The organism is Variovorax guangxiensis (genome assembly GCF_003952165.1).
Taxonomy (GTDB): domain Bacteria; phylum Pseudomonadota; class Gammaproteobacteria; order Burkholderiales; family Burkholderiaceae_C; genus Variovorax; species Variovorax guangxiensis.
The window spans coordinates 87,311-110,861 of sequence record NZ_RXFT01000017.1 but is presented as its reverse complement, the minus strand read 5'-3'; the positions used below and the strand labels follow the sequence as shown (position 1 = coordinate 110,861).

Sequence of the window (23,551 nt, the reverse complement as noted above, 5' to 3'; positions counted from 1 at the left end):
TCATCTGTCGAGAGGTGAGTATCGACTGACCGCGAACCGAAGGAAATGCGAGCGCAGCTCCTGAAAGCTGTCTTGATCGAACGCCCGCGCAGGATCGGTTAGTACAAGCCGAGCGAAGCCCGCTTCAAAGCTCTCGGGCCAATCATCAAGCGCGACCCACTTCGCGTCACTATGGCCGTTCCCGTCGAGCCAGGCTTGGATCTCCAGTTGGCGCCGGTGCTGGACGACCGTATCGGGGTTGATCAGCGGCGTAGCCCCGACGATCCGGCGCCGGATGTCCTCGCTGAAATACCGCTGCAGCTGCTCGATGCTCTCGGCCAGCCGCCAATCCGAGGAGATGACAACGTCGACGGACCTGAACTCTCGAAGAAGTTCTTCCAGCAGTGGCAAATGGCTGAAGAACCTGCTGCCGAACGAGTAGTCCGCGCCGACCGGATGAAGAACACCATCGATGTCCAGGAATAGCAGATCGCTGGAGTCGCCAGCGCGGGTGGTGCGGTGGGATGTCATCCAGCAAACCCGGCCTGGATGGACTCCAGGAGATTGAGCACATCGGTGGCCCGCCCTTCAGCTGCCAGCGCTTCAGCCGTCTTGTAGTTGAACGGTGCGAGTGGCTCGTTCCTGTACCAGAGGATGGCCGCCTCGAGGTCCCCGCCCGCGACCTCGGTCGCGGTAGCCAGCACTTTCTGGATCGTGTGGGTAGACGACGGGATGTCACTCATAGCTCGACCACGAGTCCGGGGTTGAATTGCTTGTTCTCCTGGTCACGGCCATGCCGCACGTACCCTCGCGGGTTGCACACCACCCGGCAATTGCCGACGCTGTAGCTACGGCTCTCGTGGAGGTGGCCATGCACCCAGAGTGACGGCACCTCGAAGAAGGAGTCCGGAAGCTCGCTCACGAAGGCTGGGGATAGCCAGTCGGACTGGTAGTGCGGCGCGAGCGAGTTTCGGTGCGGGGCATGGTGGGTCACGACCACCGTCGGACCGTCGAACGGTTCTGCCAGCTTCCGGGCTAGCCAGGCACGATCACCCTGGTGCAGTGCGCGCGTGTCTTCCGGTGTCAGGCGCCGCTTCCTTGGCTTGGGTGCCGTCGACGCATCGGCATGCTCTGGTGTCTCGGCCCACCGGATCGATGAGTAGTCGTTGAGATGGACCTTCGCCGCCTTCATGGCCCGCTCGGCATCGACCAGAGGCCCTGCCTTGGTCTGGACCGGCAGCTCGAAGTCGGTCCACAGGGTGCAGCCCAGGAACCGGACGCCGCCGATCTCGGCTGCGCCCGGCGCCAGGAGGTGCACGTTGCACGCCTTCGCAGTCAGCGCCATTTCCTTGAGCGAGGTCTGCAAGACGCCGGAATAGAACTCGTGGTTGCCCGGTACGAACAGGATGGGCACAGACTCTCCGAAGTTCTCCGCCCGCCGGGTCCATCGCATGGCCTTGGAGCCGGGCACCGAGATGTCTCCGGCAAGGATCACGACGTCGTAGTCAGCCTTCGGAACGAGAAAGGTGCCGAACTCGAGGTGCAGGTCCGAAAGGATGAGCAGCTTCACGTCGGTAGCTCCTTACATCCCATGAAGCTCAGGACATCAGGATCGAGAGCTTGGAGTTCCACGTCTCGCCATAGGACATGGAGGGCACGGCCACGCGGATCGTCGGACGATCGAAGTCATTGGTCTCGAAGAGGAAGTGCACGTGCTGAAAGCGCCAGATTGCCGGCTGCCTGAAGTCCTCGGTCCACAAGAGCTGCCAGGTCCGGAAGTAGTCGAAATCGACCGTCAACGCTGACTTTCCACGAAAGACGATGCAGGCCTTGCGCACGTCCGGGTCGAACAGGATGCTGGTTCCATCCCAGCCGCCTAGCATCCGCCGGGGATCGACGGGGAAGAAGGTCGCGCCGGCTGCCTGGCCTTGTTCCCGGAGAAGCTGCTCGCGCCCAGTCTGGATCGAACGGGGCGACGCGATCCAGGCCCAGTAGAAGAGAACCAATGCGACTGCGAGCATCGCCAAGAGAGGGAGTGTCATGGTCGGATATTCCTGTTGAGAGCGGTCCCACATCCGTCGCGATGGGCCCTGCCGCGCGTCGATGCGGAAACCGGCGCAAAAATCATATCAAAAAGATACTTATAGTCCGCGAACGTAAAGTCCGCGTACTTATTGGCCGTAGTGCTTTAGACCGCGTACTCTGAACATCGAGGGATGAGTACGAAGACGCGAGTGGTCGCACAGAATCCCCTGGAGGTCTTTGGTGCCGGGGTGCGCGCCGAGCGCAAGGCCCGGGGCTATTCGCAGGAGGCGTTTGCCGATCACATCGGCATCGATCGCAGCTACATGGGCGGGGTCGAACGCGGTGAGCGCAACCTCTCGCTAACGAACATCATGCGGATCGTGATGGGGTTGGAAATGAAACCGTCCGAGTTCTTCAAGTATCTGGACGGATCGGCACGCGCCAAGTAATGCGCAGGTTCCGTGTTGCAGTCAAAAAGACGCAGCCGAGGCGGTCACTGAAGCTTCAGCGCAAGAGTTGCGTGTGGCAAATGAATCGAAACTCATGAGATCTCGGCCGTTATCTCGACCGAACTTCGACATGCACAAACCCCGTCGCGTCTTTTACGTCGGCCACCTCTAGGTATGCCTGCTTCCTGACGAGCTCACTGAGCTTCTTGAAGCCGTAATTGCGCGAGTCGAATGAGGTGTGGTTCTTGCCGATATAGGAGCCCACCGTCGCCAAACGAGTCCAGCCGCTGTCGCGCGCAGTCTCGCGAATCGCGTGCAACAGCAGTTCCTTCAGGTCTGGGACGTCGGCGAGAACTGGTTGTGTGACCGTCGCCTCGACCGGCTTCTTCAGGACTTCGAAGAAAACAAACTTGTCGCAAGCAGCGATGAATGGTTCCGGCGTCTTGCGTTCGCCGAGGCCGTAGACGACCTTGCCTGCTTCGCGCATCCGCGTCGCCAGTCGTGTGAAATCGCTGTCGCTCGAGACGATGCAGAAACCATCCACATTTCCGGCGTACAAGAGATCCATCGCATCAATGATGAAGGCGGAGTCCGTGGAGTTCTTGCCCTGCGTGTAGGCGAATTGCTGGATGGGTTGGATCGCGTGGCGATGCAGGTGCGCTTTCCAGCCAGTCAGGTTGGTGGTCGTCCAGTCGCCGTAGGCACGTTTAACCGTCGCTGTGCCGTACTTCGCGACTTCCTCTAGCAGCTCTTGGACAACCGATGACGATGCGTTGTCCGCATCGATCAGAACTGCAAGGCGTGTGGAATCAGTATTTGCCAAGACCATTCTCCTGTTGGAACATCGTGTCGCAGACCGACCCGCCTAGATATTGAAGCATGGCCATGACGAAGACTTTGAGCCGCAACGAGCTCTATGACCTTGTCTGGACTCGTCCACGCTCATCATTCTCCAAAGAGCTGGGCATATCTGACGTGCAATCGGCAAGCTCTGTACTCGGTCTCACATTCCTGGACCACCACCAGGCTATTGGGTCAGGAAAGCTGTCGGCAAGGCGGGGCGACGGCCCCCACTTCCCATCAAGTGGCCGCGGCATTGAAGATCATCGGCAAGGTAGTCGCATGTCGAGATCTATCGAGCCCTCATGGCGCGTTCAGGTGCGTGCTCAACGCAGAAGCCAAGCGCCGGCAAAAGGTCCAGGAGCGTGAGTGAGTCTCTTCCTTTGACAAGCCCTACTACGGCGGACCGCAGCACCAACGTCAACTGAGGATCGCCGTCATGCGGCTCCTGGCGATTGAGTCCTGCGCACGACGCTGAATCTCGCGTGGGGCGGGGCTGGTAGCAAGATGACCATCTTGAGGTATCAGAACTTCTCGGAAGACTCGCCATGATGACCAACACCGCTCCCGACCAGAGGCCGGGCATTCACCCTGGTGGCAGCACATTGCGTGCGCCTCAACCTCGGTGCAACGCATGAGCCGGAATCGACGTCTCCGAAAGGATCCGCTTCATCCAGACGCGCTGAAACTCCAGCGCGCTGCGAAGGGCTTTTGAACGCCCATCAAAAATGCCGCGCAGGGACGAATTCCCGAATGGGTCTTGGCAGATCCTCATCGCGGTCGAAAACTTTGTATTTCATTTTCGCGAGCTCGATGGAGGCTTTGTCTTGTTGGAGATGCCGGTAGACCTGGAAAACCAATTCATCCAGATGGATCGGCGAATCCTTGTCCAGAGCTTTGTAGGTTACATAGGATTTGGCATACCTGATCTTGATGGTGAGACAACGCAGCGCATGCGGAACACCGAGCGCGACGATCACTTTTCTTGAGCTATGAGGGTTCGGAGCGGTCGACGGTGCAAGCTGCGGATCCAGGAGTCGATCCAGGCTGTTGTCTGTTTCCAATGCAGAGGAAGCCAGGCGAATCTGCTTGAGCCTGTGTCCAATGTTGTCACGCCCGTCCAGCCAGGTGACCAAGGCCTTGGTGCCTGCACCGGCTGTGACATTCGTCAGCAAGTCCCAGATTTCTGCTTGGGCGAGGCTTGCTATGTCCTCCATGGAGATGGCATTTCGTGGGACGCCGTATCCACCACCGACATTGGGCCAGGGGTTGTCGCCCTCGATCTTCAGATCCAGAACTCTGACATCGCCCGGCCGGGGAAGGAACCCCGTTCCGCCCCCCAACTGCTCAAAAGCTTTCTTGATCAAGTTGTTGGCGTCTCCTTTGGTCGGTGCGGTGACGCTTTTTGCCTCGATCGACTTGGCAAACAAGTTGTCCGCAGCGCCAACGGTCACGTCGGCATGCTGTTGCGTGATGATTTCACGCCCCTTTTTTTCCGCCGCCCGGGCCAGCTTGTATTCGTGATGGAAGCTGATGGCCTGTCCGTATGATTTATTGATGCCTGTTGTCAGCTGACTCTTGGTGGTTTCCGTAAGACCTGCCCATTTATCCAGCAGCTTCTCAAAGATATCGTTCATCGCCTTGCGACGCGCTTTCAAATCCTCAACAGATTGGCTCATTTGTTTACCTTCCTGATTGGCGGCCAAGAGTGGCGATGCCATCCTAGGAAGGGCGGTTATGACATGCAATTACAGCTTTTGAATGAAACGAAGCGTTTCGTTTGCCTCGGGCTCCATTGGCACGGCCAATTTGCCGTCGACGGGAAACATGAGGGCCGTGCCTCGCACCGAGGGCGTTGCGCATCATCATGGGCGCCCCTGATTCGAGGGAAATTGACCCGCGGAACTCGGCGAGTCTTGCGACGCAATCCCGCGGCGATGTCCGCGATGCACTGTCGCCACCGCATGCATGGGCATGCATCGCGATCTCCCGGTTGCTGAATTCTTGAATTCCGCGGAGACGTGTCCCTCGCGTACGCCGACCGCATCCGTGGCAGCGACAGCTGCGGGTTTTGCGATCGCGTGGCGGCCGCTCCTATCTGTCCCGCCCGAGTGCGTCATCGGGCCCGGACTCGGGCACCGGGTCGCGATCGGCACTGCCACCTTCTCGCGACGGCAATCGCTAGGCTGCGAAGGAGCCGAAGGTCTCCTCCCATTCGTGTTTCGGCGAAGCTTTGTCAAAGTCAGGGAAACCAATAGCTTCAGAAAGCTGCATGGCAGCGTTTGCTCACTTCCCTGCGCGATTTTTCTCAAACAGCTCGAAATTCTCGCCAAAGGTTTTCTCAAATAGCGGAACATGGATCACGAGCGTCTGGGGTTCAAGGAGCCGATAGACTTCGAGGCATCCTGGGGTGCCGGTATCGGCGAATTCATCTTGGCTCACGCGAAAGTCGTCGGCGCGCCTGAATCAGGGGCCAAGCCCTCAGTTACTCCCGAACATTGACTGGCGTCGCGTTGACGCTCATTCACAAGAGTTCACGGATCGGTGCCTATTGACGGCTGGTCGAGTTCTCTGCTTGCTGCTGCAGGCGCTGCGCTTCCTGCGCCAGCGCAATGGTCTCGGCGATCTCCTGCATTGACAGCGGACCGCCCAGTTCCACTTCGCCTGTCAGGACGCTTTGCAGTGCCTCTTGACCCTTGCGCCCGGTCAGCCAGGCTGAGGCAGACACGATCGATCCACCTCCGAACTTGGCGTGAAGAGCCTTGCCTGCTGCACGGCTGATTTCCGCGAATTCCGCATGGTTCCTAGCGGCCGACGCTTGGCGAACTACCAGGCAGAACGCTTCGAGCTTGTCAACTTCGGTACGCAGGCGACGCGCCCTAGCTTCGCTTTGAGCTGTGTGGCCAAGCAGGGCCGGCTCGAATGCGGGGGTGAACACCTGGATCTCGCGACCCTCCACCCACCCGGAATCGCTTCGCGACAGCACCACGACCGGGCGCCCGCGAGCCTTGGCGGATCGCTCGGCGGCCGCCTGTGCTTCACCCGCCTGTACCGTGTGCCAAACGAGAAGCGGCGACTGGCGTGTGCCGTGCACTGCCCATCGACCGCCAATGTTGAGGCAGCGTACATAGCGGTCTCGAGAACCGCCGTGCCGTTCGGACTCCTGTGATGTCAATTGGTGATCTGCAAGGCAGAGGAGCAAGTACTGCGTAGGCATCATGGGCACGTGGAAATTGTGTGCTTGAACTTCAAGTTTCAGGGGGCGCCTGTTGCCATGCGAGCACGGATCCCGCCGTCATGTCACCCCCGGCAGGGGGCTTCGGGGCATCGCTGGATTCAATCAGCTGGCATCAGCGTCTTCCATGATCTTCATCCAGGAATGGTTTTAGTCTGTCGTCCACGAAGTGGTTGGGGCGCCATCCCTTCATGAACTTATCCAGGATGAAAGCATCGGCTGCTCCCGACGCGACGCCTTGTGTCGGGTCAAACACGCCTGCACCCAGCGAAACCAGGTAGCGAAGTACCTTTGCCGGTGCCTTGTCAGCCCAGGTGTCTGCTTTCAGCGCATCGATGTACTGACTGACAAGCTGCTGGTCTGGGGTTGCCTTGGCGAGCCATGTTTTGAATTTCTGTGCCTTGTCCAGGAGCTTGCGAAACTCAGAGAATGAACGCTCCCCGCTGTCGATGACATCCCGGATGCTCGGATAGCCCTTGAGGACGAGTTCCGAAAACTCCTCACGTGCCTGGCGATTGAGGCCAGAGCGCTCGAGCAAGTGGGCCTGGCGCCATCGGATCAGTGCCGAATGCGCGGTCGTCGTAGCAAAGTCGCCCCCGTAGAACGCTGCCAGGTGCATGTCAGCACGCGACTCCAGGATCAGATTGAGCAGGTAGGCTAGCGTCAGCGGCTCAAGAGCTGGCGTCATGCTCGCTCTGCGCTTGTTCACGTCGTCGAAGTCTATGTTGGTGAACACGAAGAAACCCAGGTCACCTCGAACACGGTCGACTTGAAGACTGTCGCCAGCATCGTATCCCCCTGGCACGGCGGCGAGTCCTGCTCGCAGGAGCCCTTTCAGCATCTCGTCGTCCTGCGCGTCCGCCCTGGCGGCATCTGGAATGCCGCCTTCGACGTAGTCGTTTTTCGTCAAGCTCTTCGACGGGACCACATCGACAAAGGCTTTCGCTTGGGATTTGGCGTCGCGAGCGCTGAGTCCCTTGTTCCGAAAGCTGATCTCGAGACGGTCGGCCCGCGTTTTTCCTCGGTCATTCTCATGGCCTATGAGCTTGAAGGCGGTGAAGTCATACGCGGTAGAGGCGCCGTGGGGATTTGCGAGTGTGCCCAGAGTTTCCTCACAATGGACTGCCTGCAGTCGCCCCTCTTTGATAAGTGCGACAACATCGCTGAGGCCGCCGGCCCTCGCAAGTGACTGCAGCGTCCCATTCCCGATGACGACACGAGTGTTCTGATAAAAGAGGAGTGCCTCTGCAATGGCACCCAAGGTGACATTGCCAGTGTCCTGGCTGTTCCTCAGCACGATGCTTTCAAACACGGCTCATCCCCTCGGATTTCGAATCGAATGCGATTTTCTCATCGGCTGGTGCCACGCAGCCAATCGTGGCACCCTGTCGACGCGCGCTCCCGCGCTGACACTCTTTCCATTAATGGGCAAGTATGCGTTTGACGGAAGAATTGCTGGACAAAGGAATCGGCTGTACAGGAGGACACTCACGTGAGCAACTGGCAATCCTTGGTGTCGACTGGCCTCTGGTTAGCGGATGGAAGAAGGCGTTATTGAGCCGAGAGGTGTCAGAAGAGGATTTCGCCGAGTTCGTGCGACTGGCCAAGCGGGATTCAGAAGGTGATGCGCATGGGCCTGCTCCGAACGATCAGGACAAGGAGCGACGGGTTGCGAAGTCAGCCGTTCTCTATATCTATGTACTCGCGCTGGCTGGTGGCCACTTCTACGTCGGGATGACGGACAACTTTGCCCGACGATTTCGGCAGCATTGCTCCGGTATCGCCGCCGAATGGACGACCCTGCATCCACCCCTGCAAGCTTTGCGTTGTGTTCCCACGGGGACAAGCAACAGGAGCCAGGCCGCCAAGATGGAGGATGAAGTCACCTTGGCTCTCATGCTCCAGCATGGCGCTGACAAGGTGCGAGGCGGCCAGTATGCCAACGTTTCCCAGGAATTTGTCGACTTCGCGCTCAAGTCCCATGGGCATTGGGACAAGTTCAAAAGAAGGGAGCTCGATCGACAGGCATTCGAATCCGAAGGTAGCTGGGCTGAGGCACTGGATAGCTTTCTGAAGGTTGCGCTCACGTACTACGATGCGGGTGCGCCGGTGGATCAATGCGATGCTGTGTTTGCGGCGTGCTATCGGCTCACCAGGTACCGCTACTGGCGCGAAGAGTTCGCACCTGCACTGAGCTGGGACTTCTGGAGCAGGAAGGGCGTTCTGCCGGTCCTGTTGACCTTCAAGTACGGGCGCGTCATTGGCAGCCGCTCGGCATCGCCGCACGACGTACTTGCATCGGCCCTCAACCGTGGTCGACGGAACAAGCCCAAGCTGCAACGCCTGTTCCTGCTCGCCTGGAAAGGCTATCTGCCACCCGTGACGCCCTCTCAGGCTGTGACGACCGAGCGGTTCATGCAGTACCTCACGCAGCAGATTACTTTCGATCACCAGTACGACGAGTTCGTTTCGGTTCTACTTCCCGAACTCCGGCATCTGCTCAGGAGTCGAGCACCCTAGAGTGCCAAGTCCGCTGTGGCTTGGGCGAGCGTCGACGCGGCTTGAGTCAAGATGGGGGTCGCGCGTGCAAGATTTGCCTCGGCCTCCACACGCATTCGGGCAAGGCGTTCCAGGCCGCCTTGCAGACCGGACTCGAGCTTCTGGCGCTGCGCGGCGATCTCGTTTTTCGCACGCGCAATATCTGCCTGCAGCGCTTGTGGCGAGGGATCAAATCTGAAACGTGCCTCGCACAGACTGCGCCATCCCAGCATGGCCATCGTCAGCTTCGGGCCAAAGCCCTTGACCGCTTCAACACTGGATTGATTGACATCCGCCGCCGTTTCGATGCCCCAGGACCGGAGGGCCGCCTTTTTGGCAGGTCCGAGGCCGGAGATGTTGGCGTCCTCAATGAAGAAGCGATCAAGATGATCGTGCAGTTGGCGTGCCTGAGCCTTCGCTTTGGCCGATTCGATCATGTTCTTCTCCGCGGAGGCCAGGTTCTCATACGCTTGGCGCAGAGTGGCGAGTCCTTGCTTTTCTTGTGTGAATCTGGCCCCAGCGGTGATCTGCGTGACGTTCGATACCAACTGGTCGTAGGCTTTCTGGGCAGTGTCTTGCCGCGATCGGCGTTGTGCCATTTCCTTCTTGTAGTCCTCGCTCTCGCCGCTGGAGATCGTGAGCCAGATTCCGAGGCAAAGCAGACCCCCAAGTATCCCGAGCGCAGGTGCAATGTAGGTGAAGAGCGCCGCCACGACGGCCATGGCAACGAAGGATGTCGTGCGGCTCTTTCCCTTCTTTAGTCCCGTGGGAAGCGGAGTGGGCTCAGCCTTGATCTGAGACGGCTGTGTCAGCGCCGGTGCCTTGGGCGGATGGATGCTTTCAATGGCAGCCCAGACCTTTGCAAGTACGAATCCGGAGCCGGTATGCGCAATGAAGGTCCCGAGATCGATGAAGAAGTGTGTGCCCTGATCTTCCAATGCACACCACGGGCATGCTGAGGAGTGATTCGGGTAGATGTGCATCTTCGACTTGCCGCACGTCTTGAGCGTGTTGCGCATCTGGTCGAGCGCCGCGACCCATTGACTTGCTGTGGGCCGTCCCGCGGGAGCAGCACCGGCTTCGGTGAAAGCACGATGGAACATCGACTGCACCGAAGGAGGAACCAGAGTCAGGGGGATCGAGCGAGGCGGCGGTGCGAACCCCCGCTGGCGGGCATCAGAGCCATAGGCAAACCGAAAAGCCTTGATGTCCGGCTCCAGGCCATTGCCAACGTCATCGCGCAGCGGGCGCCCCGCGAAGGGGTGTCTGCCACCAAACAGCAGATGAAAAACAAGAAGCGCCAGACCGAACGCATCGTGGTTGGCGTTGCGCGCCAGTGTGCTGAACGATGAGGTCCCTTGCAGCTCGGGCGGGGTGAAGTGCGAGACGCCCACCTCGCACAGATGAACCTTGCCGCCGGCGGCAATCTGCATCGAATCGCTGTCGATGAGCAGGACCTTGCTGTCGCTGCCCACCATGACGTTGCCCTGATTGACGTCGCCGAGCACGTGGCCGTGGCGATGGACGGCTTCAAACGCCGTCGCTGTGTTGCGCGCGGCGTAGAGCAGGAAGTCCCAGGCGGCCTTGGGATAGTCCTGCTTGCGGTGCGCGGGACTGTAGAGCATGTGAACCGGCTGCTTCTGTGACACGCGCTCCATTAGGAAGCCAACGACCGGCCCGCCACGCGATTGGTGCAGGGTTTCAACTGGCCAGGCGGAGTATGCGAGCAGGTCCTTGTGGCCATTCGCGACCATGAAACGCAGCTTGTCCTGCTTCTGGGGATTAGGGGCAGAGTGATACAGCTTGGCAACCAGCTTGGGTTGCGCGGGAACGTCGAACACGCTGCCTTCGCCTCCCTTGCCAAGTTGCTTGCCGAGGGCGACCGATGCTCCGCCGCCAGTCCACAGGTTGTTCATCACAGGATGGTTCTTGCCAGGAAAAGGGCTTCTGGGAGAGCGTGCGGTTCAGCAATGGCCCTATTCGCAGCGCACAGCCAGCGCGAGGCTCTTGTCGTCGTCCGTGCGCTCGTTGACCGGAGCGCTGTCCAGAAATGCGGCCAGTTGACCCTGCAGCATGTCTTCCTGCTCGGCCGTGGCTTTCGCCAGGACCGAAAAGAAGGGCTCGAAGAAGGGTTCGTGAGGTGTCCCTTGGGCCATGTTCAGCGCCAGACGCTGCAGGCCGTCGCTGAAGGCGGCAAGCTTCAGAGCCCCGTTGGGATACAGCTTGTGCACCATGACGTCGAGGCAGTCGTCCTGCGTGACGAAGTGCGTCATGTTGGCGTACTCGCCTGTCATCGGCGCAGCAAACAGTTCCAGTCCGTTGCCCGTGTCCAATACGATGGCCCCATCACCGATCTGGAAAACAAGCGTTGCCTGGGAGGTCGAGATGGCCCCGAGGAAAGTGCATGCGAAATCGCGTGGCTCGAGCTCCTTCTTGCCCGCTATGTCGATGGGATCGATGCCACCTGCAGCGCCTGCGTCATCCTTGGCGCTGGCCAGTTCGAATATCGCTGAGCGCACCGCCTGAATGCAGTCGCGAGCCAGCGTGGGCGCTTGTTCGATCGTCAGTCTCGGTGCCTCCGACGCGAATGCTTCAGTCATGAAGCGTGCGGCAGATTGCACCGCGGTGGTCGCACCGTCGCGGCCATAGCGCGCTGAGCCTGCACCGTCAGCAACAAAGACGGCGAGGACCCGCTCTGCGCCCAACTGTTCGACCATGGCCCAGCAATCGTCCTGACAGTCCGAACCATTCGTACGGTGCGAGGTGCCGATGGCAATCGCAGATACCACGCGCCAGTTCATGCCCAGAGCCTTCCCCGGGCGATCACACCGATGCCCAGCCGCTTGGCGCATCGAGCTTCACTTCGGTACCAGGCGTGGACTGCGAAACGGACTTGAGCGAAGAAGACAACCAGCTGAAGAGTTCCCGGAACTTCAGTCCGTCCAAGGTCAGTGGCGAGCGCACGCTGATCTGGCTGAGCACCTCGAGGTTCGCTCCTTTGACGCCGATGGCGAAGAACGCAAAGGCCTTGGATGCTTCGCCTTCCTTGACGGCCGCTGCTGCGCTTTGCCATTCGTCGGTGGGCCCCCCGTCGGTGATCAGGAAGACCCACGGGCGATAGTACGGAATGCCGTTGGCACGGTACTCTTCCTTGCGCTCGCGCACGAGCTGCAGACCTTGTCTGATGGCTTCGCCCATAGGCGTCGCTCCCTGCGGGGACAGGGTCGGCGGATAGAAGGATTCAGCACCAGTGAAGGGCGTGTGGATCTGGGTAGGGCCGAACGTCACGATGGCGATCTCCACACGCTTCATCGCCAGGGCATCTGCTGCGAGCTCGTCCTTGAGCGTGACAAGTCCGTCGTTGAGATGCTGGATGGGCGCGCCGGACATCGACCCGGACACGTCGAGTAGCAGCACGCAGGGGCAGCGTGGTTCGGCGTTGTCAGCGAAGTTGGAAGTACCGAAGCCGATCTGTTCTGTCATGGAGAATTCCTGTGGGGTTGATGGAGATGAAGCACGCAGGCGCTCGATGCTGGGGGTGTCAGGGGCCGTCCCCTTGGGGACCGAAGCGTTCTGTGGAGGCATCCGAGCGCGCAGGGGCGTATCTCTGCAGCGGCTGGCGCTGGGGGACGACCACACCGCGCTCGACCGGGACGCGCTCCGCTGGCATGCGGCTGGTCTGTGTGCGCTCCGCTGGCGTGTAGGCGTTGCCTCGACCGTCTGTTTCAGCGTTCGCAACGTCGGATGAACGTTGCTGGGCAGGAGGGGTGTACGGGAATCGCTGGTTGAATGAGGCTCCCGGCGCGACGTTGAGTCCGCGGGCACCGGAGATGCCTCTCATCGGGCCGAGAGCCCGAAGGTCGCGCGGTGCATGATCGTCTGGATCGAGATCATCGTCATCGACGCTTCTGGTTTGCCTTTCATTCTTCTCTTGCTGAGCAAATGATCTCGGCATGGCGGGAGCAGGCACTGCCGCGGCCTCCAGCGATCTGGCGGGCACGGGATCCACAGGTCCGATCGTGGGAACGGAACGCGCGACCTCGACGGGCATCACCACGGCAGGTGTTGCTCGACGGTTGCTCTCCAGGATTTCCTCGACGGGCTCGGAGCGCGGCGGAGCCGCGACACGATTGGTGTTTGCAACAGCAGGACGCTTCTCGGGAGTGTTCGCCGAAACTTTCGCAGGGCGAGAGACCGCGGGCGCGCTCGCGACGGGCGGAGTTGCGGCGCCAGGGGCTCCCAGCCCGATCGCAAGTGCCGTTGCGTATGCTGCGGTGCCTCCGGCGGCGGCACAGAGGGACCAGCGCGCCGTGGTGAATGCCGAGTTTTCGGGCGTATTGCCCTGGAATCGAGCCCAAAGCTTGGGGTATTGCTTCCAGGCAATCCATGCCGCGCCAATGCAGGCCGCCACGATTGCAAGTCCTGCGAGAACGGCTGCATTCGCCAGGCACAGACCTCCAATGGTCCAGAGAATCGCCGTCCATTTGAGGCGCGGGCCGGCAGCCATCTGTGTCGGGACCTGGTTGTTCTTGTAGCCCGTTTTGAAACGTCGATCCCGCTGCCCCAAGTTGACATGGAGCAGGACACCCGCGCCCGCGAGCAGCGCAAGGACACCTACGACTTCCCTCACCCTAAGCCCTCCGGCTATTTTGAAAAAAAGTAACGAATAAGTTGCAAGAAGCGGATTCCACACACCCCTCCCGTCCTCGCGATAGCGAAGTGTTGAAAGTAGTCTCACTTGGCGCATTTCTCTCATCCCCAGAATTCGGTATTGCGTCCCCTGTATCTGTCGATAGCCTGCGTTTCACTACAACAGGAGGTGGACCATGTCGGGATCTGGCGGAGGTGGTGGAGGCGGCGGTGGCGCTGCCGATTGGGACATCAGCTGCGACACGTTGGTCATCGAGACGCAGCTGACCTCGCCGAATGCGGCCGTCATCGCGGGCATTCAGGTGAACGATGTGCTTCCGGTGGAGAGTCGGCAGATGAACGGGATGACCGTCGTGGTGGTCGTGCACAACGGCCAAGTCGCGGGCGGACTTGCAGCCCCTCAGTTGCAGCGCCTGCGCGAGTGCATGAATGCCGGCACCGATTACGAAGCGAAGGTTCTTTCCAAATCCAACGGACAGGTTCGCGTGAGCGTGCGGCCCGTGTCGCTCTGACATCACGCCCTATGGATGCATCAGGGGCGATATCCGAGGATCCGATCGCGGTCGTGGGTGGCATCTATCACGAGCGATGCATGCGCCCTCGGTGGCGCGAGATCTTTGGTTCGGCTGGCAGGGCTGCTTCTGCGATTGCGGCAATGCGCGGCGCTGTGGAACTGCACGGATATGTCGATCCCCGTAGTGCCGATGTCATCGCCCAGTGGGCCGCGTTTTCTAAAACCTCCATGTTCATCCGGACGCGAATGGCGTCGACGTCGGTGGCTTTCGACTATCACCATGGACTGGAAACGCCGCGCATCCATGGCGTCGCCGAACCACTTCCTGAAATCGAGGTCAGCTCGCGGCGCATCGTTCGCTTCGGGATGCTGGAGAGTGATGCACGGGTTCACGGTGATCGGGTCGTCTACGACCCGCAGAATGCGCTGAATCCGCGGCCGTTCCATGAAAACGGATCCACCGCCAAGGAGCTCGCACTCGTTCTGAACCAGCACGAGGCCTCGCTGATGACGGGAAAGACGGACGTGCCCGTCGAAGAGATGGCCAGAGAGTTGCTGCAAACGCACGGAGCCAGTGTCGTGGTCATCAAGCGTGGGCCGCGAGGGGCGCTTGTCTTTGACGGCACGAACGTCCATGCCGTGCCGGCCTACCGTTCGCAGGAGGTGTGGAAGATTGGCTCGGGCGACAACTTCGTCGCCCACTTCGCACACCAGTGGATGCAGCGTGGTTGCACTCCCGCCGAGAGCGCCGACTTGGCATCGAAGGCGACGGCGTTCTACTGTGAGACGCGCTCCTTCGCGACGCCTGAATCATTGGCTGCGTTCGATCCTCCTGCGATCGCCGTGTCTGAGCGCTATGCGGCGGGCTGGCGACCGACCGTGTATCTTGCGGGACCGTTTTTCACGCTGGCGCAACTGTGGTTGATCGAGCAGGCGCGGGACAACTTGCGCAGCATGGGGCTCACAGTGTTTTCGCCGTATCACGACGTTGGCCTGGGGTCGGCTGACGACGTGGTGTCGAAGGACCTGGACGGGATCAAGGATGCCGATTTCGTGTTCGCAATCGGTGACGGCCTCGATTCGGGGACGATCTACGAGATCGGATATGCGCGGGCCTTGAACAAACCCGTCATCGTCTACTGCGAGAACGAAAGCGAAGAGAACAAGAAAATGATCGAGGGCTCGGGCTGCATCCTCGCCAAGGACTATGTTGGTGCTGTCTATCGGGCGATCTGGCTGGCTGCGAGCCTATGAAGACGGCGCTGCTCTTGTCGGGCGGGATGGATTCCCTCAGCATTGCCTGGTGGAAGCGTCCTGACATCGCGATCACCATCGACTATGGGCAACTGGCGGCTGAAGCGGAGCTGCGGGCTTCGAAGGCCATCTGTGCAGTCCTCGATATCGACCATCACATCCTGCGCGTCGATTGCCGCGCGCTGGGTTCGGGCGACATGGCCGGAGGCAAGGCCGATCCCAATGCACCCGCGAGCGATTGGTGGCCCTATCGCAATCAGCTCCTGGCGACGCTCGCCGCAATGAAGGCGATTTCACTCGGCGTCTCCCATCTGTGGCTGGGGACCGTGAAGTCCGACGGCAGTCATCGGGATGGGACGCAGGAATTTGTCGATGCGCTGGATCGCTTGTTGAATCTGCAGGAAGGTGGCATGCGAGTCGAAGCGCCGGCCATCGAACTCTCCACGGCCGAACTGGTGCGGCTGGCGCGGGTTCCTCTGGACCAGCTGGCTTGGGCGCACAGCTGCCACAAGGCCAACGTGGCATGTGCTCAGTGCCGCGGGTGCAACAAGTACTTCGAAGTGCTCGAAGAGCTGCAGCGTGACATGGCTTGATCTGGGGAATCCCCGGCCACGCTCCGAAGCGCAGCGCTACACGCCTGTGCATTGGCCGCAAGGCAAGCGAATCCCTTTGCAGCCGCTGGCGAAGCTGTCGTCGGATGACTCCCTCTTCAAACGATCCTTCATGGACCTCGCAATCCGTCGACGCTCGGCGCGCGAGTTCGCGCCGCTGCCGCTGGATCGACTGGGGTGGCTGCTTGCGCTGGCCAATCAGCAGTTGGCGTGTGGTCCGCAGCATCTTGGGTTTCCTCTGACGCAGCGGCCATCACCTTCTGCCGGCGCGATCCATCCCGTGCACCTGATCGCCCAGAACCTTGAGCTTGGTGGCTGGAATAGATATGACCCGATGGGGCATGAACTCGTGTCGGTGCCTGGTGGCCCCGATGTGCATGTCGTACGAAAGGCGATGGATGAACTGGTCACGGCACCCGCAGCCACGCTCTTGCTTCTCGTCGCAGAGCCGGGAAAGACCGCTGCGAAATACCTCAACTCCGATAGTCTCGTATGGCGCGATGCCGGCATCTTGTTGGGGTATCTGAGCTTGGCGGCCGAAGCGCTGGGTCTTGCTTTTGTGCCGCTGGGGATCACAGGAGAACCCTGGGCCGGAAAGCTCGTCGATGAGCCGGGGCTGGCGGGGGTCGGCGCGGCGCTTGTGGGCGCTCGCGTGTGATTTGACTTGCCGATGGCGACTGTTTCGTCGACCAGCGCCACTCGAATATGGGATGTTCAGCTATGACTCGGCGGGCAATGCTCTGGTCAAATCCAGTCAAACCCAAAGGTCGTGGCCGAAAAACGACCAATGCAGCATCGGAGGCAGTAAGGTGGAACTCGATTCAGTTCGTGAATTGAAGGCGCTCGCCGTGCAGCGTATTGTCGAGCCGATGATTGAGAGCGTTGTCACGGCAAGATTTGCCCGTGCCGCCTCGGATCTGAAAACGGTGCGAAATGCGCAACCTGAGCGTTTCATGGCGCTCGGTGTCTCTCAGCATCCCACGAGCAAGGAATACCGCTTGGCGATCAGACTGCAACGTCGAAGCTTACTGGATCGCCCAGAATTGACTCGTCTGACGGAGATGGCCAGAGGGGAGATCGACATCAAGTTTGTCGGGCGTATCCAAAAGCGTGCTGCTTTGTCTTGGGAGCAGCGTCGTCATCGCCCGCTAAAGATTGGAATCTCTGTCGGACATCGAGACATTACTGCAGGCACCTTGGGCTGCTTTGTGCAACGCGCTATCGATGGAGAGTGGGTCACCTTCATTCTTTCCAACAATCATGTGCTGGCCAAGGAGAACTTGGGCGTTATCGGCGATGCCGTCCTCCAGCCGGGGCGGTTGGACAATGGGACCCCTTCGAAGGACAAGGTTGCGGAACTCAGTAATTTCATCCCGCTGAAAAAAAGACACAACCTTGTGGACTGCGCGATCGCCAAACTTGGCCTCGAAGGTGCTCAGTACGATTCCTCCTCGATCAGAGGCCTTGGCAAGCTAGCGGGTCTGGCGTCTGCCGGCATAAATGAGGGCGCGAGAGTTGCCAAGCTAGGGCGAACGACGGGTTTGACCAAGGGCCGGGTGACGGCATTCGAATTGGACGACGTCGTCGTGGCCTACGAACAAGGAAACCTCAGCTTTGATCAAACGATCGAGATTGAAGGCATCGGCGCGCGGCCTTTCTCGGATGGAGGCGACAGCGGATCCTTGATCGTAAATTCGCGGAATGAGGCCGTAGCGCTGCTTTTTGCCGGATCCGAATCTGGGGGACGGAATAACGCCGGCTTGACTTATGCCAACCCCATCCATGATGTGCTCAAGGCCTTGAAGGTTGAGCTAATATGCTGACATGGCTACGGCAACCATCGACGACGCTCGGGCAGCGAAGATTCGGGCGAAGGTCGTGCTTTCCCGAGTCCCCGGCTTGCGGGGAATCGGATTGACACGGCGTGGGAAGGGCTATGCCGTAAAAGTCAATCTTGAGAAGCCGGTCATTGGGCGGAACCTTCCGACTGAGGTAGAGGGCGTCCCGCTCGTATTTGAGGTCGTGGGGCCGATTAAGTCCTATTGAACTGTTTTCGTTCCCGTAGAACTACGAGTGCTGCGGAGGGAAGAAGGCCCGTATGTCTGCCAACACGCCAGCAGGTTGAAGCGCCAAGTAGTGGGCCTTGAGTTGCATGGCGTTGGCATAAGGCACCGGCACCTCGACGCCTTCGACCTTTTGGCACAGCAGCTCATCGTCGTCTAGGTTCAGCAAGACCCGGCAGGCGAGCGGACGAACCTCGTAGATTCCGCACTGGTGGTCGACCAGGAACGGACATGGGCCTGCTGGCGCTGAGGCTTGCAGCTGCGTTTGCGCGGTCTTCCAATCTTGAGCATGGTCGCCAAGCTCGAGGAGGTGTACCGAAGTCGCCGGAGGCGTCGGTCGTCGACCAATGGCCTTTCCGATCAATTCCGCTTCGACCTGTGTGACGGTCAGCGGAATGTGGCAGCAGTGGTCGCAACCCTTTCTGCATGCAGCAACTGTTTGCAGCGGCTTCGACCAGGCAGAAGCCGCACGCTGCAGCCAGATCACCCGTTGCCTTGCACTACTGGCGTGCCTGGCGGTGTTCAGCAGCCGCAAGGCTGCCGGATCTGGAACTATTTGGCTCAGCTTTTCTTCGGCCCGGCGCTGCGCGATCGGCAGTCGCTCGCGTTGTGGTGCTGGTAGGTTTACTGCGGAGTTCATTCTTTCCCGCGGTTTCGTCGGTGGAGATCGTTGTCAACCATGGTCGCTTCTCTTCGGCAACTTGCTCCAAGGCGCGGCCGGGTCAGGCGATCAAGTCCGATGGAGGTGCCTCTATCGCCCGCGCAAGTGACCATGCACATTGGGGGTCAATATTGCCATGGGCGTGCTCTTGTCCCGTTATCCGGAGGATGCCCTGCAGATGGCGGCCGCAGGGCGAGGCTTGGTCAGACACCCAGATCTTCACGATTTCGTGCCAAGTGTCCGAGACGTAGGCGTACGGCCAACTCACCTTCGACAGCCAGTCACCCACGGTCAGGATGGTGATTGACAACTGCTTGATCGGCCTTTGCAGGAGCGCCAGCATTGTCTCGATGGTTGAGTCTTGCCGCTGTTATTAGGGCCCACCAGGATCGTTGTGATACCGTTGTGCCTAGCTGCATGCGCACATCCTGCGGCAGCCTGAAGTTCTTAATGACTATCTCGGACGAGCTTCATGCTCGTTCTCCCCTTCTCTGATCGTCACGGGCGCCCAGCACCCTGGCGGACGACTAGGCTTTGACAGCCGGGTGTTTGACGATGAAATCGATCGCGTCGGCCGTGCTATCAGTGATGTGGACGTAGTCGGCGAAACCCTTTTCGAAAGCCAGCTTCTTCAGTACTGGATACACCGGCCGTCGGCGATCGGCGGGATTGCTGTAGTCGGAATAGGCCGAGTTCCAGTACGCGGTTCCCAGCAGCACCATCGGGCTCTTCAGCTGTGCGTAGGTGCGGTAGTAGTTCTGGCAGGCGTCCTGGAAGATCTCCTGCACGGTGCCACCATTGCCTTCGGCGAAGAGCACGCCCGAATGAGCGATGGCCAGCAAGCCTTCCTCCCGAACGCTGTTCTCGAAGTACTTGGCGATGTCAGTGGCGAACAAGTTTGGCGGCTCGTGCCCGTAGAACCAAGTAGGGATGCCGAGGTTGCGGCTCTTCTCTAAGTCGACCGGTTTACCCAGCTCCTTCCACACTTGGTAGCCGACCTTCAGCCAGTTCGCGTCCTTGTACGTCGGGGCCGTCTTCAACAGCTCGACGGACGCCTTCACCACGGCTTCTGGGTCAGCAAATCCGGCCGCGTAGGCGCCTAGGTTGGCGGCCTCCATGAGGCCAGGACCACCGCCTGTGGCGATGATGTAGTTCTTGCGCGTCAACTCCAGCGCCAACAGTGCCACGTCAAGGTAGAGCGCGTCGTTGCGAGCCCGATCGTGGCCACCCATGATGGCGACGATGCGTCCCTGCGTACCCTTGACGAAGCTGTCCAGCGCGGTGGCGATCGTAGCGTCATGCATCCGGCGCAGCAGCAGGACATCGGCTGCCACCGGCTTGAGCTCAGCCGGCGGGCCGAGGGACATGTACGAGAGGTATACCTTGCGGTCGAAATACTTGTCGTAGGTGTCAGCATCGTCCGGGTCATAGCCATCGTAGAGCTCGCCCGGCGTGTACATGCTCACTGAGTACGGATTGAAGGGGGCTTCATCCGACGCTTTAATGGGCGGGAGTACTAGACAGTGCGCTTCCCCCGCCGCCTTGGCCAGACCAGGGGTCATGACACAGCCCAGGAATGCACAGCCGGCGAGGTCGCGCTTGGCGATCTCCGCTGACGCTGCAGTAAGGTCGAGATCTTGGATGACGGCCGGTCCGGGGAGCGCCAACCAAGCAGCCAGTTCGGCGGCATTGCGAACTTCGATTTTCATAGATTGAAGGGGCGTGAGGCCGGTGCCTGGCCGGCCGTTAAGGGGGGCTCGCCGGATAGCGCGAGGTCAGAGGGTGAGCCTGGTGATCCGCGGACAGTGATCGCTGGTCATGATGACCTGCTTGTCCTTTTGTTTGACCTTGACCTTCTCCGACGAGGGCTGGCCGGTCTGTCGCGCGCTCAGCGCCGCGCTGATCAGGATGTGGTCCAGGCCTTCAAACCCTTTGCAATCTGTCGTCACGGGCGGCGGAACCTGAATCAGGGCGGGGTCTCCGTCGGATAGCTCCTGCCAGAGGAATCTGGAGCTGACCTCGCCATTGGGCCCCGTCTTGTTCGGTGTCGCAGGATCCGTGTGGTCCGTGCGCACGTCCTTTGAGGCCACCAGCTTGGCAGCCTCCTCGTCCAGCCTGCGGTTGAAGTCCCCGAGCACGACCAACAAGGGTGAAGTCTTGGCCACACCATCGATCCAGGCTTCCAGCGGCGCGACCTGGCGGTTCAGCACCTGGCAGGCCGCGTCCGGGTCGGTCAGTTCATGACCCTTGAAGGCCGGGCTGGTGATGAGATTGGCGCAGTTGGACTTGAGGTGCACGTTCATCAGCGTGAAGGGGTCATTGCCGATGGTGAGCAATAAGGCCACCCCGGGCCGCAGGTATCGCAGAGACGCCGGATCCTGGAGGTTCTCCTTGATCGCGAGGCCGGTCTCAGGAGTGCATTGCCCAGGCTTGGACGTCACCGAGCGCCGCCACGCGAATCCGACCGTCTGGAACGACGTATGGTCCGCGACGCATGCATCGAAATCGGCCGAGTGGCTGCCGAGGATCTCCTTGATAACGTCGGCGGAGCGGACCTCCTGGAAGGCGATTACGTCAACGCGCCGCCCACGGATGAGGCCATCGACGGTCTGGCGTAGCCCCTCAAGCTTCTCGGCATAGATCCCAGGCGTCGCCTTCTTCCACTTCGACGCGGTGAGCTTGTACGCGTTGCACGGTGCGACGAGCAGGCCCTTGCCGGCGCCGCCAGCGGCAGTGTCAAAGTCCGCTTGGCACTGCTTCGCGCGTGCATCTTCTTCAGGTGTGGGCGCCGTTTCACCCTTGACGATCTTGGCACGTGTGTCGCACCAGTTCACCTGGGGGCTGGTACAGACCCGGATGTGCTCGTTGAAGTCGGCCTCAGAACCGGCCCAAGCGATGTTGAACGCCGCGATGCCCAACTCCGCTGCGTGAGCGCCCAGACTCCAGCCAGTGAGTACCGCCCCCAGCACAACTTGCCATCTCCGCATATGCCCTCCTAAGGTATGCTGATTCATTGGTCAGTGGCCGAACATGATAAGAGGTATGTGTTCGGCCCAAGTCACATGATCGCCGGCAAGGCCTGCGAACAGCCGGTCAGGAAGCGGCTGATCACCGAGGCGAAAGCAACTTGTCGATGCGACTGGCCGGGTGCGTCGGCAGTTGCTCTGGCACGTCACTGATGTACGCATAGGGCTCATGCCTGTTAATGCGCGCTGAGATTCGTGGCTGACACGGCCGAGATTGGCGACGCCGCTGTGCCGCGTCGCGTCTCGGCGTCGATGAGCCATTTGCGAACCATGTTCGCGTTCAGGCCATTGGCTAGTGCCGCGGCCGCAATCGACACGCCCGGCTGTCGGCATGCCTGCGCGACCTCGGACCTGAACTCTGGTGCGGACACGAGCATCCTTGGCGCAGCAGCCGGGTTCAAGGTTACTTGGCCGGGCGGTTACTCCGGGACTTCGGTAGTGTCCGGACGTTTGACTTGAGCTCCTCTCCATTGACCAGAGAGCCGGATGCTCAATCGATGAGCCGGGCCTGGCGAGTGTCGGCGCGGCGCTGGTGGACGCGCGCACGTGATCCGGTCTGCCGCTGGCTCTGCGTCTGTTGCTTCGCCGTGTTCGCTGGCAGGTGCTCCCGCAGGAGTTCGTGGACAGTCGTTTGGGACGAGGCCATTTCAAGCCACATCAGTGCATCGAGCTCGGAGGCGCGCACGCCGAGCCCGCGCGCGAACGCCAGGAACTGCTGTTCGAGCTTGAGGTAGTCGCGCTCCACGGTGAGCCCCTGTTCGAAGAAGCCGCCCAGCATCCCGGCGCGAAGGATGTGAATGTCCAGGATCGCCACGTCGTCCGCACCCAGCCAGTTGCGTGCGATCCATGACGCCGTCTTGGGGCCGATCCCCTGTATCGGAAGCAGCCAGTCCCGCAACTGCCGGCCGGAGGCGGTCGGCGCGGGGGCCTCGGCCAATCTGCTGAACGCGGCGTTCAGGTAGCGCGCCTTCTGCTTCGCGAATCGGTAAAGCACAGACCTGCCTTCCAACTCCATGGGGGTCGACAGCTGTGCCAGCAAATCGGCCTCCGTGGGCGCGCCACGCTCCAGCGAAAGAAGCCCGTGCTGCTTGAGATGCCGGAATGCGGCGAGGCCAATGCTCGCCGGAATTCCGTGGCCACCGAGCAGGCAGGCCGCGACCTCCTCGGCGAGGGTGTCGCCGATCCTGTAGCGCACGCTGGTGCCGTTGACTCGTCGGGCCATGACCTGGAACGCCCAGTAGGCAGGAGTTGGAAAGGCGTCGATCGCGCCCCAGGGAACGCCTGGGACCACCTCGTTCGCCGCGGACGGCAGTTCCAGGTGGACTGCCGTGTGCCCGAGAAATATCGCTGCGTGCTGGGTCATGACGACTTACCCCATGTGGAAGAGGCCGCGGAAGCGCGGGCAGCGGCCCGCACGAGATTCGCAAGTGCCTGGGCATGGCGCTCGGTGCCGTCCCACGCGTCCAGCACTGCCTGGTGTAGTGCCTGTGCCCCCGCACCACCCATGTCCTCGGTTAACGATATTCCAAGATATTTGCATATTTTGCGGTGGGTCGGAGTGACCTTGGCCGCCTGGGAGAACGATCGACTAAGGGTCGGCTGAGGGATGCCAGTACCTCTGGAAATATCGATCTGCTTGAGGTTTTTCTCCGCCATGGCTTGGCGGATTCTCTGCAGTACAACATTGACGTTCATGCATTTATTAT

The 23,551-nt window shown here is 60.5% G+C and carries 27 protein-coding genes; 7 read left to right on the top strand and 20 right to left on the bottom strand.

Annotation, left to right across the window (positions count from 1 at the left end; all coding sequences use genetic code 11):
* The 4 genes from EJP67_RS28910 to EJP67_RS28895 are packed head-to-tail and all read right to left on the bottom strand — an operon-like array spanning position 1 to position 2,021.
* Complete coding sequence (locus EJP67_RS28910; protein ID WP_126025164.1) at positions 1 to 510, bottom strand: HAD domain-containing protein; 510 nt, start codon at positions 508 to 510, stop codon at positions 1 to 3.
* Positions 507 to 722: an antitoxin Xre/MbcA/ParS toxin-binding domain-containing protein gene (locus EJP67_RS28905; protein WP_126025163.1), complete on the bottom strand. Its 216-nt coding sequence runs from the start codon at positions 720 to 722 to the stop codon at positions 507 to 509. Before EJP67_RS28905 ends, EJP67_RS28910 begins: the two co-directional genes overlap by 4 nt.
* Complete coding sequence (locus tag EJP67_RS28900; RefSeq protein ID WP_126025162.1) at positions 719 to 1,549, bottom strand: metallophosphoesterase; 831 nt, start codon at positions 1,547 to 1,549, stop codon at positions 719 to 721. Before EJP67_RS28900 ends, EJP67_RS28905 begins: the two co-directional genes overlap by 4 nt.
* 28 nt (positions 1,550 to 1,577) lie before the next feature.
* Complete coding sequence (locus tag EJP67_RS28895) at positions 1,578 to 2,021, bottom strand: hypothetical protein (protein WP_240650815.1); 444 nt, start codon at positions 2,019 to 2,021, stop codon at positions 1,578 to 1,580.
* Positions 2,022 to 2,195: 174 nt separating this feature from the next.
* On the opposite strand from EJP67_RS28895, the gene EJP67_RS28890 reads away from it, so the two are divergent.
* Complete coding sequence (locus tag EJP67_RS28890) at positions 2,196 to 2,453, top strand: helix-turn-helix domain-containing protein (protein ID WP_126025161.1); 258 nt, start codon at positions 2,196 to 2,198, stop codon at positions 2,451 to 2,453.
* 109 nt (positions 2,454 to 2,562) lie between these two features.
* Here the strand turns inward: EJP67_RS28890 and EJP67_RS28885 are convergent, their stop codons facing one another.
* The 5 genes from EJP67_RS28885 to EJP67_RS28870 all read right to left on the bottom strand — a co-directional run bounded on the left by EJP67_RS28885 (position 2,563) and on the right by EJP67_RS28870 (position 7,840).
* Positions 2,563 to 3,276, bottom strand: coding sequence for an NYN domain-containing protein (locus EJP67_RS28885; protein WP_240650814.1), 714 nt, complete (start codon positions 3,274 to 3,276; stop codon positions 2,563 to 2,565).
* Between the two features lie 739 nt (positions 3,277 to 4,015).
* The gene (locus EJP67_RS28880) at positions 4,016 to 4,972 is read right to left on the bottom strand and encodes a hypothetical protein (protein ID WP_126025159.1); all 957 of its coding nucleotides are present in this window, start codon (positions 4,970 to 4,972) and stop codon (positions 4,016 to 4,018) included.
* Between the two features lie 607 nt (positions 4,973 to 5,579).
* Positions 5,580 to 5,735 (bottom strand): hypothetical protein, encoded by a 156-nt coding sequence (locus EJP67_RS33725; RefSeq protein ID WP_165909727.1) that lies wholly within the window; start codon positions 5,733 to 5,735, stop codon positions 5,580 to 5,582.
* A 106-nt stretch (positions 5,736 to 5,841) separates the two neighbouring features.
* Positions 5,842 to 6,519 (bottom strand): hypothetical protein, encoded by a 678-nt coding sequence (locus tag EJP67_RS28875; RefSeq protein ID WP_126025158.1) that lies wholly within the window; start codon positions 6,517 to 6,519, stop codon positions 5,842 to 5,844.
* A 124-nt stretch (positions 6,520 to 6,643) separates the two neighbouring features.
* Positions 6,644 to 7,840 carry a hypothetical protein gene (locus EJP67_RS28870; protein WP_126025157.1) on the bottom strand — a complete coding sequence of 399 codons (1,197 nt, stop codon included), beginning with the start codon at positions 7,838 to 7,840 and terminating at the stop codon, positions 6,644 to 6,646.
* A gap of 122 nt (positions 7,841 to 7,962) precedes the next feature.
* Between EJP67_RS28870 and EJP67_RS28865 the strand changes: the two genes are divergently transcribed.
* Positions 7,963 to 9,048: a GIY-YIG nuclease family protein gene (locus EJP67_RS28865; protein ID WP_126025156.1), complete on the top strand. Its 1,086-nt coding sequence runs from the start codon at positions 7,963 to 7,965 to the stop codon at positions 9,046 to 9,048.
* Here EJP67_RS28865 and EJP67_RS28860 read toward each other — a convergent pair.
* Genes EJP67_RS28860 through EJP67_RS28845 form a run of 4 tightly spaced genes read right to left on the bottom strand, consistent with a single transcriptional unit; the run spans position 9,045 to position 13,822 of the window.
* Positions 9,045 to 10,982, bottom strand: a complete 1,938-nt coding sequence (locus EJP67_RS28860; protein ID WP_126025155.1) for a helix-hairpin-helix domain-containing protein — start codon at positions 10,980 to 10,982, stop codon at positions 9,045 to 9,047. The genes EJP67_RS28865 and EJP67_RS28860 overlap by 4 nt on opposite strands.
* Positions 10,983 to 11,042: 60 nt before the next feature.
* The gene (locus tag EJP67_RS28855; protein WP_126025154.1) at positions 11,043 to 11,867 is read right to left on the bottom strand and encodes a PP2C family serine/threonine-protein phosphatase; all 825 of its coding nucleotides are present in this window, start codon (positions 11,865 to 11,867) and stop codon (positions 11,043 to 11,045) included.
* Between the two features lie 22 nt (positions 11,868 to 11,889).
* Positions 11,890 to 12,549: a vWA domain-containing protein gene (locus tag EJP67_RS28850; RefSeq protein WP_126025153.1), complete on the bottom strand. Its 660-nt coding sequence runs from the start codon at positions 12,547 to 12,549 to the stop codon at positions 11,890 to 11,892.
* Positions 12,550 to 12,607: 58 nt separating this feature from the next.
* On the bottom strand, positions 12,608 to 13,822 hold the full coding sequence (locus tag EJP67_RS28845) for a hypothetical protein (protein WP_126025152.1): 1,215 nt from the start codon (positions 13,820 to 13,822) through the stop codon (positions 12,608 to 12,610).
* A 70-nt stretch (positions 13,823 to 13,892) separates the two neighbouring features.
* Here EJP67_RS28845 and EJP67_RS28840 point away from each other — a divergent pair, with 70 nt between their 5' ends.
* Genes EJP67_RS28840 through EJP67_RS28820 form a run of 5 tightly spaced genes read left to right on the top strand, consistent with a single transcriptional unit; the run spans position 13,893 to position 17,918 of the window.
* The gene (locus EJP67_RS28840) at positions 13,893 to 14,228 is read left to right on the top strand and encodes a hypothetical protein (RefSeq protein ID WP_126025151.1); all 336 of its coding nucleotides are present in this window, start codon (positions 13,893 to 13,895) and stop codon (positions 14,226 to 14,228) included.
* 11 nt (positions 14,229 to 14,239) lie between these two features.
* Positions 14,240 to 15,484, top strand: a complete 1,245-nt coding sequence (locus EJP67_RS28835) for a PfkB family carbohydrate kinase (protein WP_126025150.1) — start codon at positions 14,240 to 14,242, stop codon at positions 15,482 to 15,484.
* Positions 15,481 to 16,077, top strand: coding sequence for a 7-cyano-7-deazaguanine synthase (locus EJP67_RS28830; RefSeq protein ID WP_126025149.1), 597 nt, complete (start codon positions 15,481 to 15,483; stop codon positions 16,075 to 16,077). The genes EJP67_RS28835 and EJP67_RS28830 overlap by 4 nt, the downstream gene beginning before the upstream one ends.
* A complete protein-coding gene (locus tag EJP67_RS28825) occupies positions 16,064 to 16,753 on the top strand; it encodes a nitroreductase family protein (RefSeq protein ID WP_126025148.1) in 690 nt (229 codons plus the stop codon). Before EJP67_RS28830 ends, EJP67_RS28825 begins: the two co-directional genes overlap by 14 nt.
* A gap of 52 nt (positions 16,754 to 16,805) precedes the next feature.
* On the top strand, positions 16,806 to 17,918 hold the full coding sequence (locus EJP67_RS28820) for a chymotrypsin family serine protease (protein ID WP_126025147.1): 1,113 nt from the start codon (positions 16,806 to 16,808) through the stop codon (positions 17,916 to 17,918).
* Between the two features lie 244 nt (positions 17,919 to 18,162).
* Here the strand turns inward: EJP67_RS28820 and EJP67_RS28815 are convergent, their stop codons facing one another.
* From EJP67_RS28815 to EJP67_RS28785, 7 genes are all read right to left on the bottom strand, one after another.
* Positions 18,163 to 18,798 carry a YkgJ family cysteine cluster protein gene (locus EJP67_RS28815; protein WP_126025146.1) on the bottom strand — a complete coding sequence of 212 codons (636 nt, stop codon included), beginning with the start codon at positions 18,796 to 18,798 and terminating at the stop codon, positions 18,163 to 18,165.
* A gap of 82 nt (positions 18,799 to 18,880) precedes the next feature.
* Positions 18,881 to 19,162 (bottom strand): hypothetical protein, encoded by a 282-nt coding sequence (locus tag EJP67_RS28810; protein ID WP_126025145.1) that lies wholly within the window; start codon positions 19,160 to 19,162, stop codon positions 18,881 to 18,883.
* Positions 19,163 to 19,346: 184 nt separating this feature from the next.
* Positions 19,347 to 20,528: an LOG family protein gene (locus tag EJP67_RS28805; RefSeq protein ID WP_126025144.1), complete on the bottom strand. Its 1,182-nt coding sequence runs from the start codon at positions 20,526 to 20,528 to the stop codon at positions 19,347 to 19,349.
* 66 nt (positions 20,529 to 20,594) lie between these two features.
* Positions 20,595 to 21,737: an endonuclease/exonuclease/phosphatase family protein gene (locus tag EJP67_RS28800; protein ID WP_165909726.1), complete on the bottom strand. Its 1,143-nt coding sequence runs from the start codon at positions 21,735 to 21,737 to the stop codon at positions 20,595 to 20,597.
* A gap of 190 nt (positions 21,738 to 21,927) precedes the next feature.
* Positions 21,928 to 22,026: a transposase domain-containing protein gene (locus EJP67_RS28795; protein WP_338067726.1), complete on the bottom strand. Its 99-nt coding sequence runs from the start codon at positions 22,024 to 22,026 to the stop codon at positions 21,928 to 21,930.
* A 309-nt stretch (positions 22,027 to 22,335) separates the two neighbouring features.
* On the bottom strand, positions 22,336 to 23,208 hold the full coding sequence (locus EJP67_RS28790) for an 8-oxoguanine DNA glycosylase (protein WP_126025142.1): 873 nt from the start codon (positions 23,206 to 23,208) through the stop codon (positions 22,336 to 22,338).
* The gene (locus tag EJP67_RS28785; RefSeq protein WP_165909725.1) at positions 23,205 to 23,540 is read right to left on the bottom strand and encodes a helix-turn-helix domain-containing protein; all 336 of its coding nucleotides are present in this window, start codon (positions 23,538 to 23,540) and stop codon (positions 23,205 to 23,207) included. Before EJP67_RS28785 ends, EJP67_RS28790 begins: the two co-directional genes overlap by 4 nt.
* Positions 23,541 to 23,551: the final 11 nt, after the last annotated feature.

Bases quoted from the DNA above. Each gene is read 5' to 3' on its own strand.
- EJP67_RS28860 (WP_126025155.1), bottom strand. From the start codon at position 10,982: ATGAACAACCTGTGGACTGGCGGCGGAGCATCGGTCGCCCTCGGCAAG.
- EJP67_RS28850 (WP_126025153.1), bottom strand. From the start codon at position 12,549: ATGACAGAACAGATCGGCTTCGGTACTTCCAACTTCGCTGACAACGCC.
- EJP67_RS28840 (WP_126025151.1), top strand. From the start codon at position 13,893: ATGTCGGGATCTGGCGGAGGTGGTGGAGGCGGCGGTGGCGCTGCCGAT.
- EJP67_RS28895 (WP_240650815.1), bottom strand. From the start codon at position 2,021: ATGACACTCCCTCTCTTGGCGATGCTCGCAGTCGCATTGGTTCTCTTC.
- EJP67_RS28910 (WP_126025164.1), bottom strand. From the start codon at position 510: ATGACATCCCACCGCACCACCCGCGCTGGCGACTCCAGCGATCTGCTA.
- EJP67_RS28790 (WP_126025142.1), bottom strand. From the start codon at position 23,208: ATGACCCAGCACGCAGCGATATTTCTCGGGCACACGGCAGTCCACCTG.
- EJP67_RS28815 (WP_126025146.1), bottom strand. From the start codon at position 18,798: ATGAACTCCGCAGTAAACCTACCAGCACCACAACGCGAGCGACTGCCG.
- EJP67_RS28820 (WP_126025147.1), top strand. From the start codon at position 16,806: ATGTTCAGCTATGACTCGGCGGGCAATGCTCTGGTCAAATCCAGTCAA.
- EJP67_RS28835 (WP_126025150.1), top strand. From the start codon at position 14,240: ATGGATGCATCAGGGGCGATATCCGAGGATCCGATCGCGGTCGTGGGT.
- EJP67_RS28890 (WP_126025161.1), top strand. From the start codon at position 2,196: ATGAGTACGAAGACGCGAGTGGTCGCACAGAATCCCCTGGAGGTCTTT.
- EJP67_RS28785 (WP_165909725.1), bottom strand. From the start codon at position 23,540: ATGAACGTCAATGTTGTACTGCAGAGAATCCGCCAAGCCATGGCGGAG.
- EJP67_RS28830 (WP_126025149.1), top strand. From the start codon at position 15,481: ATGAAGACGGCGCTGCTCTTGTCGGGCGGGATGGATTCCCTCAGCATT.
- EJP67_RS28845 (WP_126025152.1), bottom strand. From the start codon at position 13,822: ATGAGAGAAATGCGCCAAGTGAGACTACTTTCAACACTTCGCTATCGC.
- EJP67_RS28805 (WP_126025144.1), bottom strand. From the start codon at position 20,528: ATGAAAATCGAAGTTCGCAATGCCGCCGAACTGGCTGCTTGGTTGGCG.
- EJP67_RS28855 (WP_126025154.1), bottom strand. From the start codon at position 11,867: ATGAACTGGCGCGTGGTATCTGCGATTGCCATCGGCACCTCGCACCGT.
- EJP67_RS28880 (WP_126025159.1), bottom strand. From the start codon at position 4,972: ATGAGCCAATCTGTTGAGGATTTGAAAGCGCGTCGCAAGGCGATGAAC.
- EJP67_RS28905 (WP_126025163.1), bottom strand. From the start codon at position 722: ATGAGTGACATCCCGTCGTCTACCCACACGATCCAGAAAGTGCTGGCT.
- EJP67_RS28810 (WP_126025145.1), bottom strand. From the start codon at position 19,162: ATGCTGGCGCTCCTGCAAAGGCCGATCAAGCAGTTGTCAATCACCATC.
- EJP67_RS28865 (WP_126025156.1), top strand. From the start codon at position 7,963: ATGCGTTTGACGGAAGAATTGCTGGACAAAGGAATCGGCTGTACAGGA.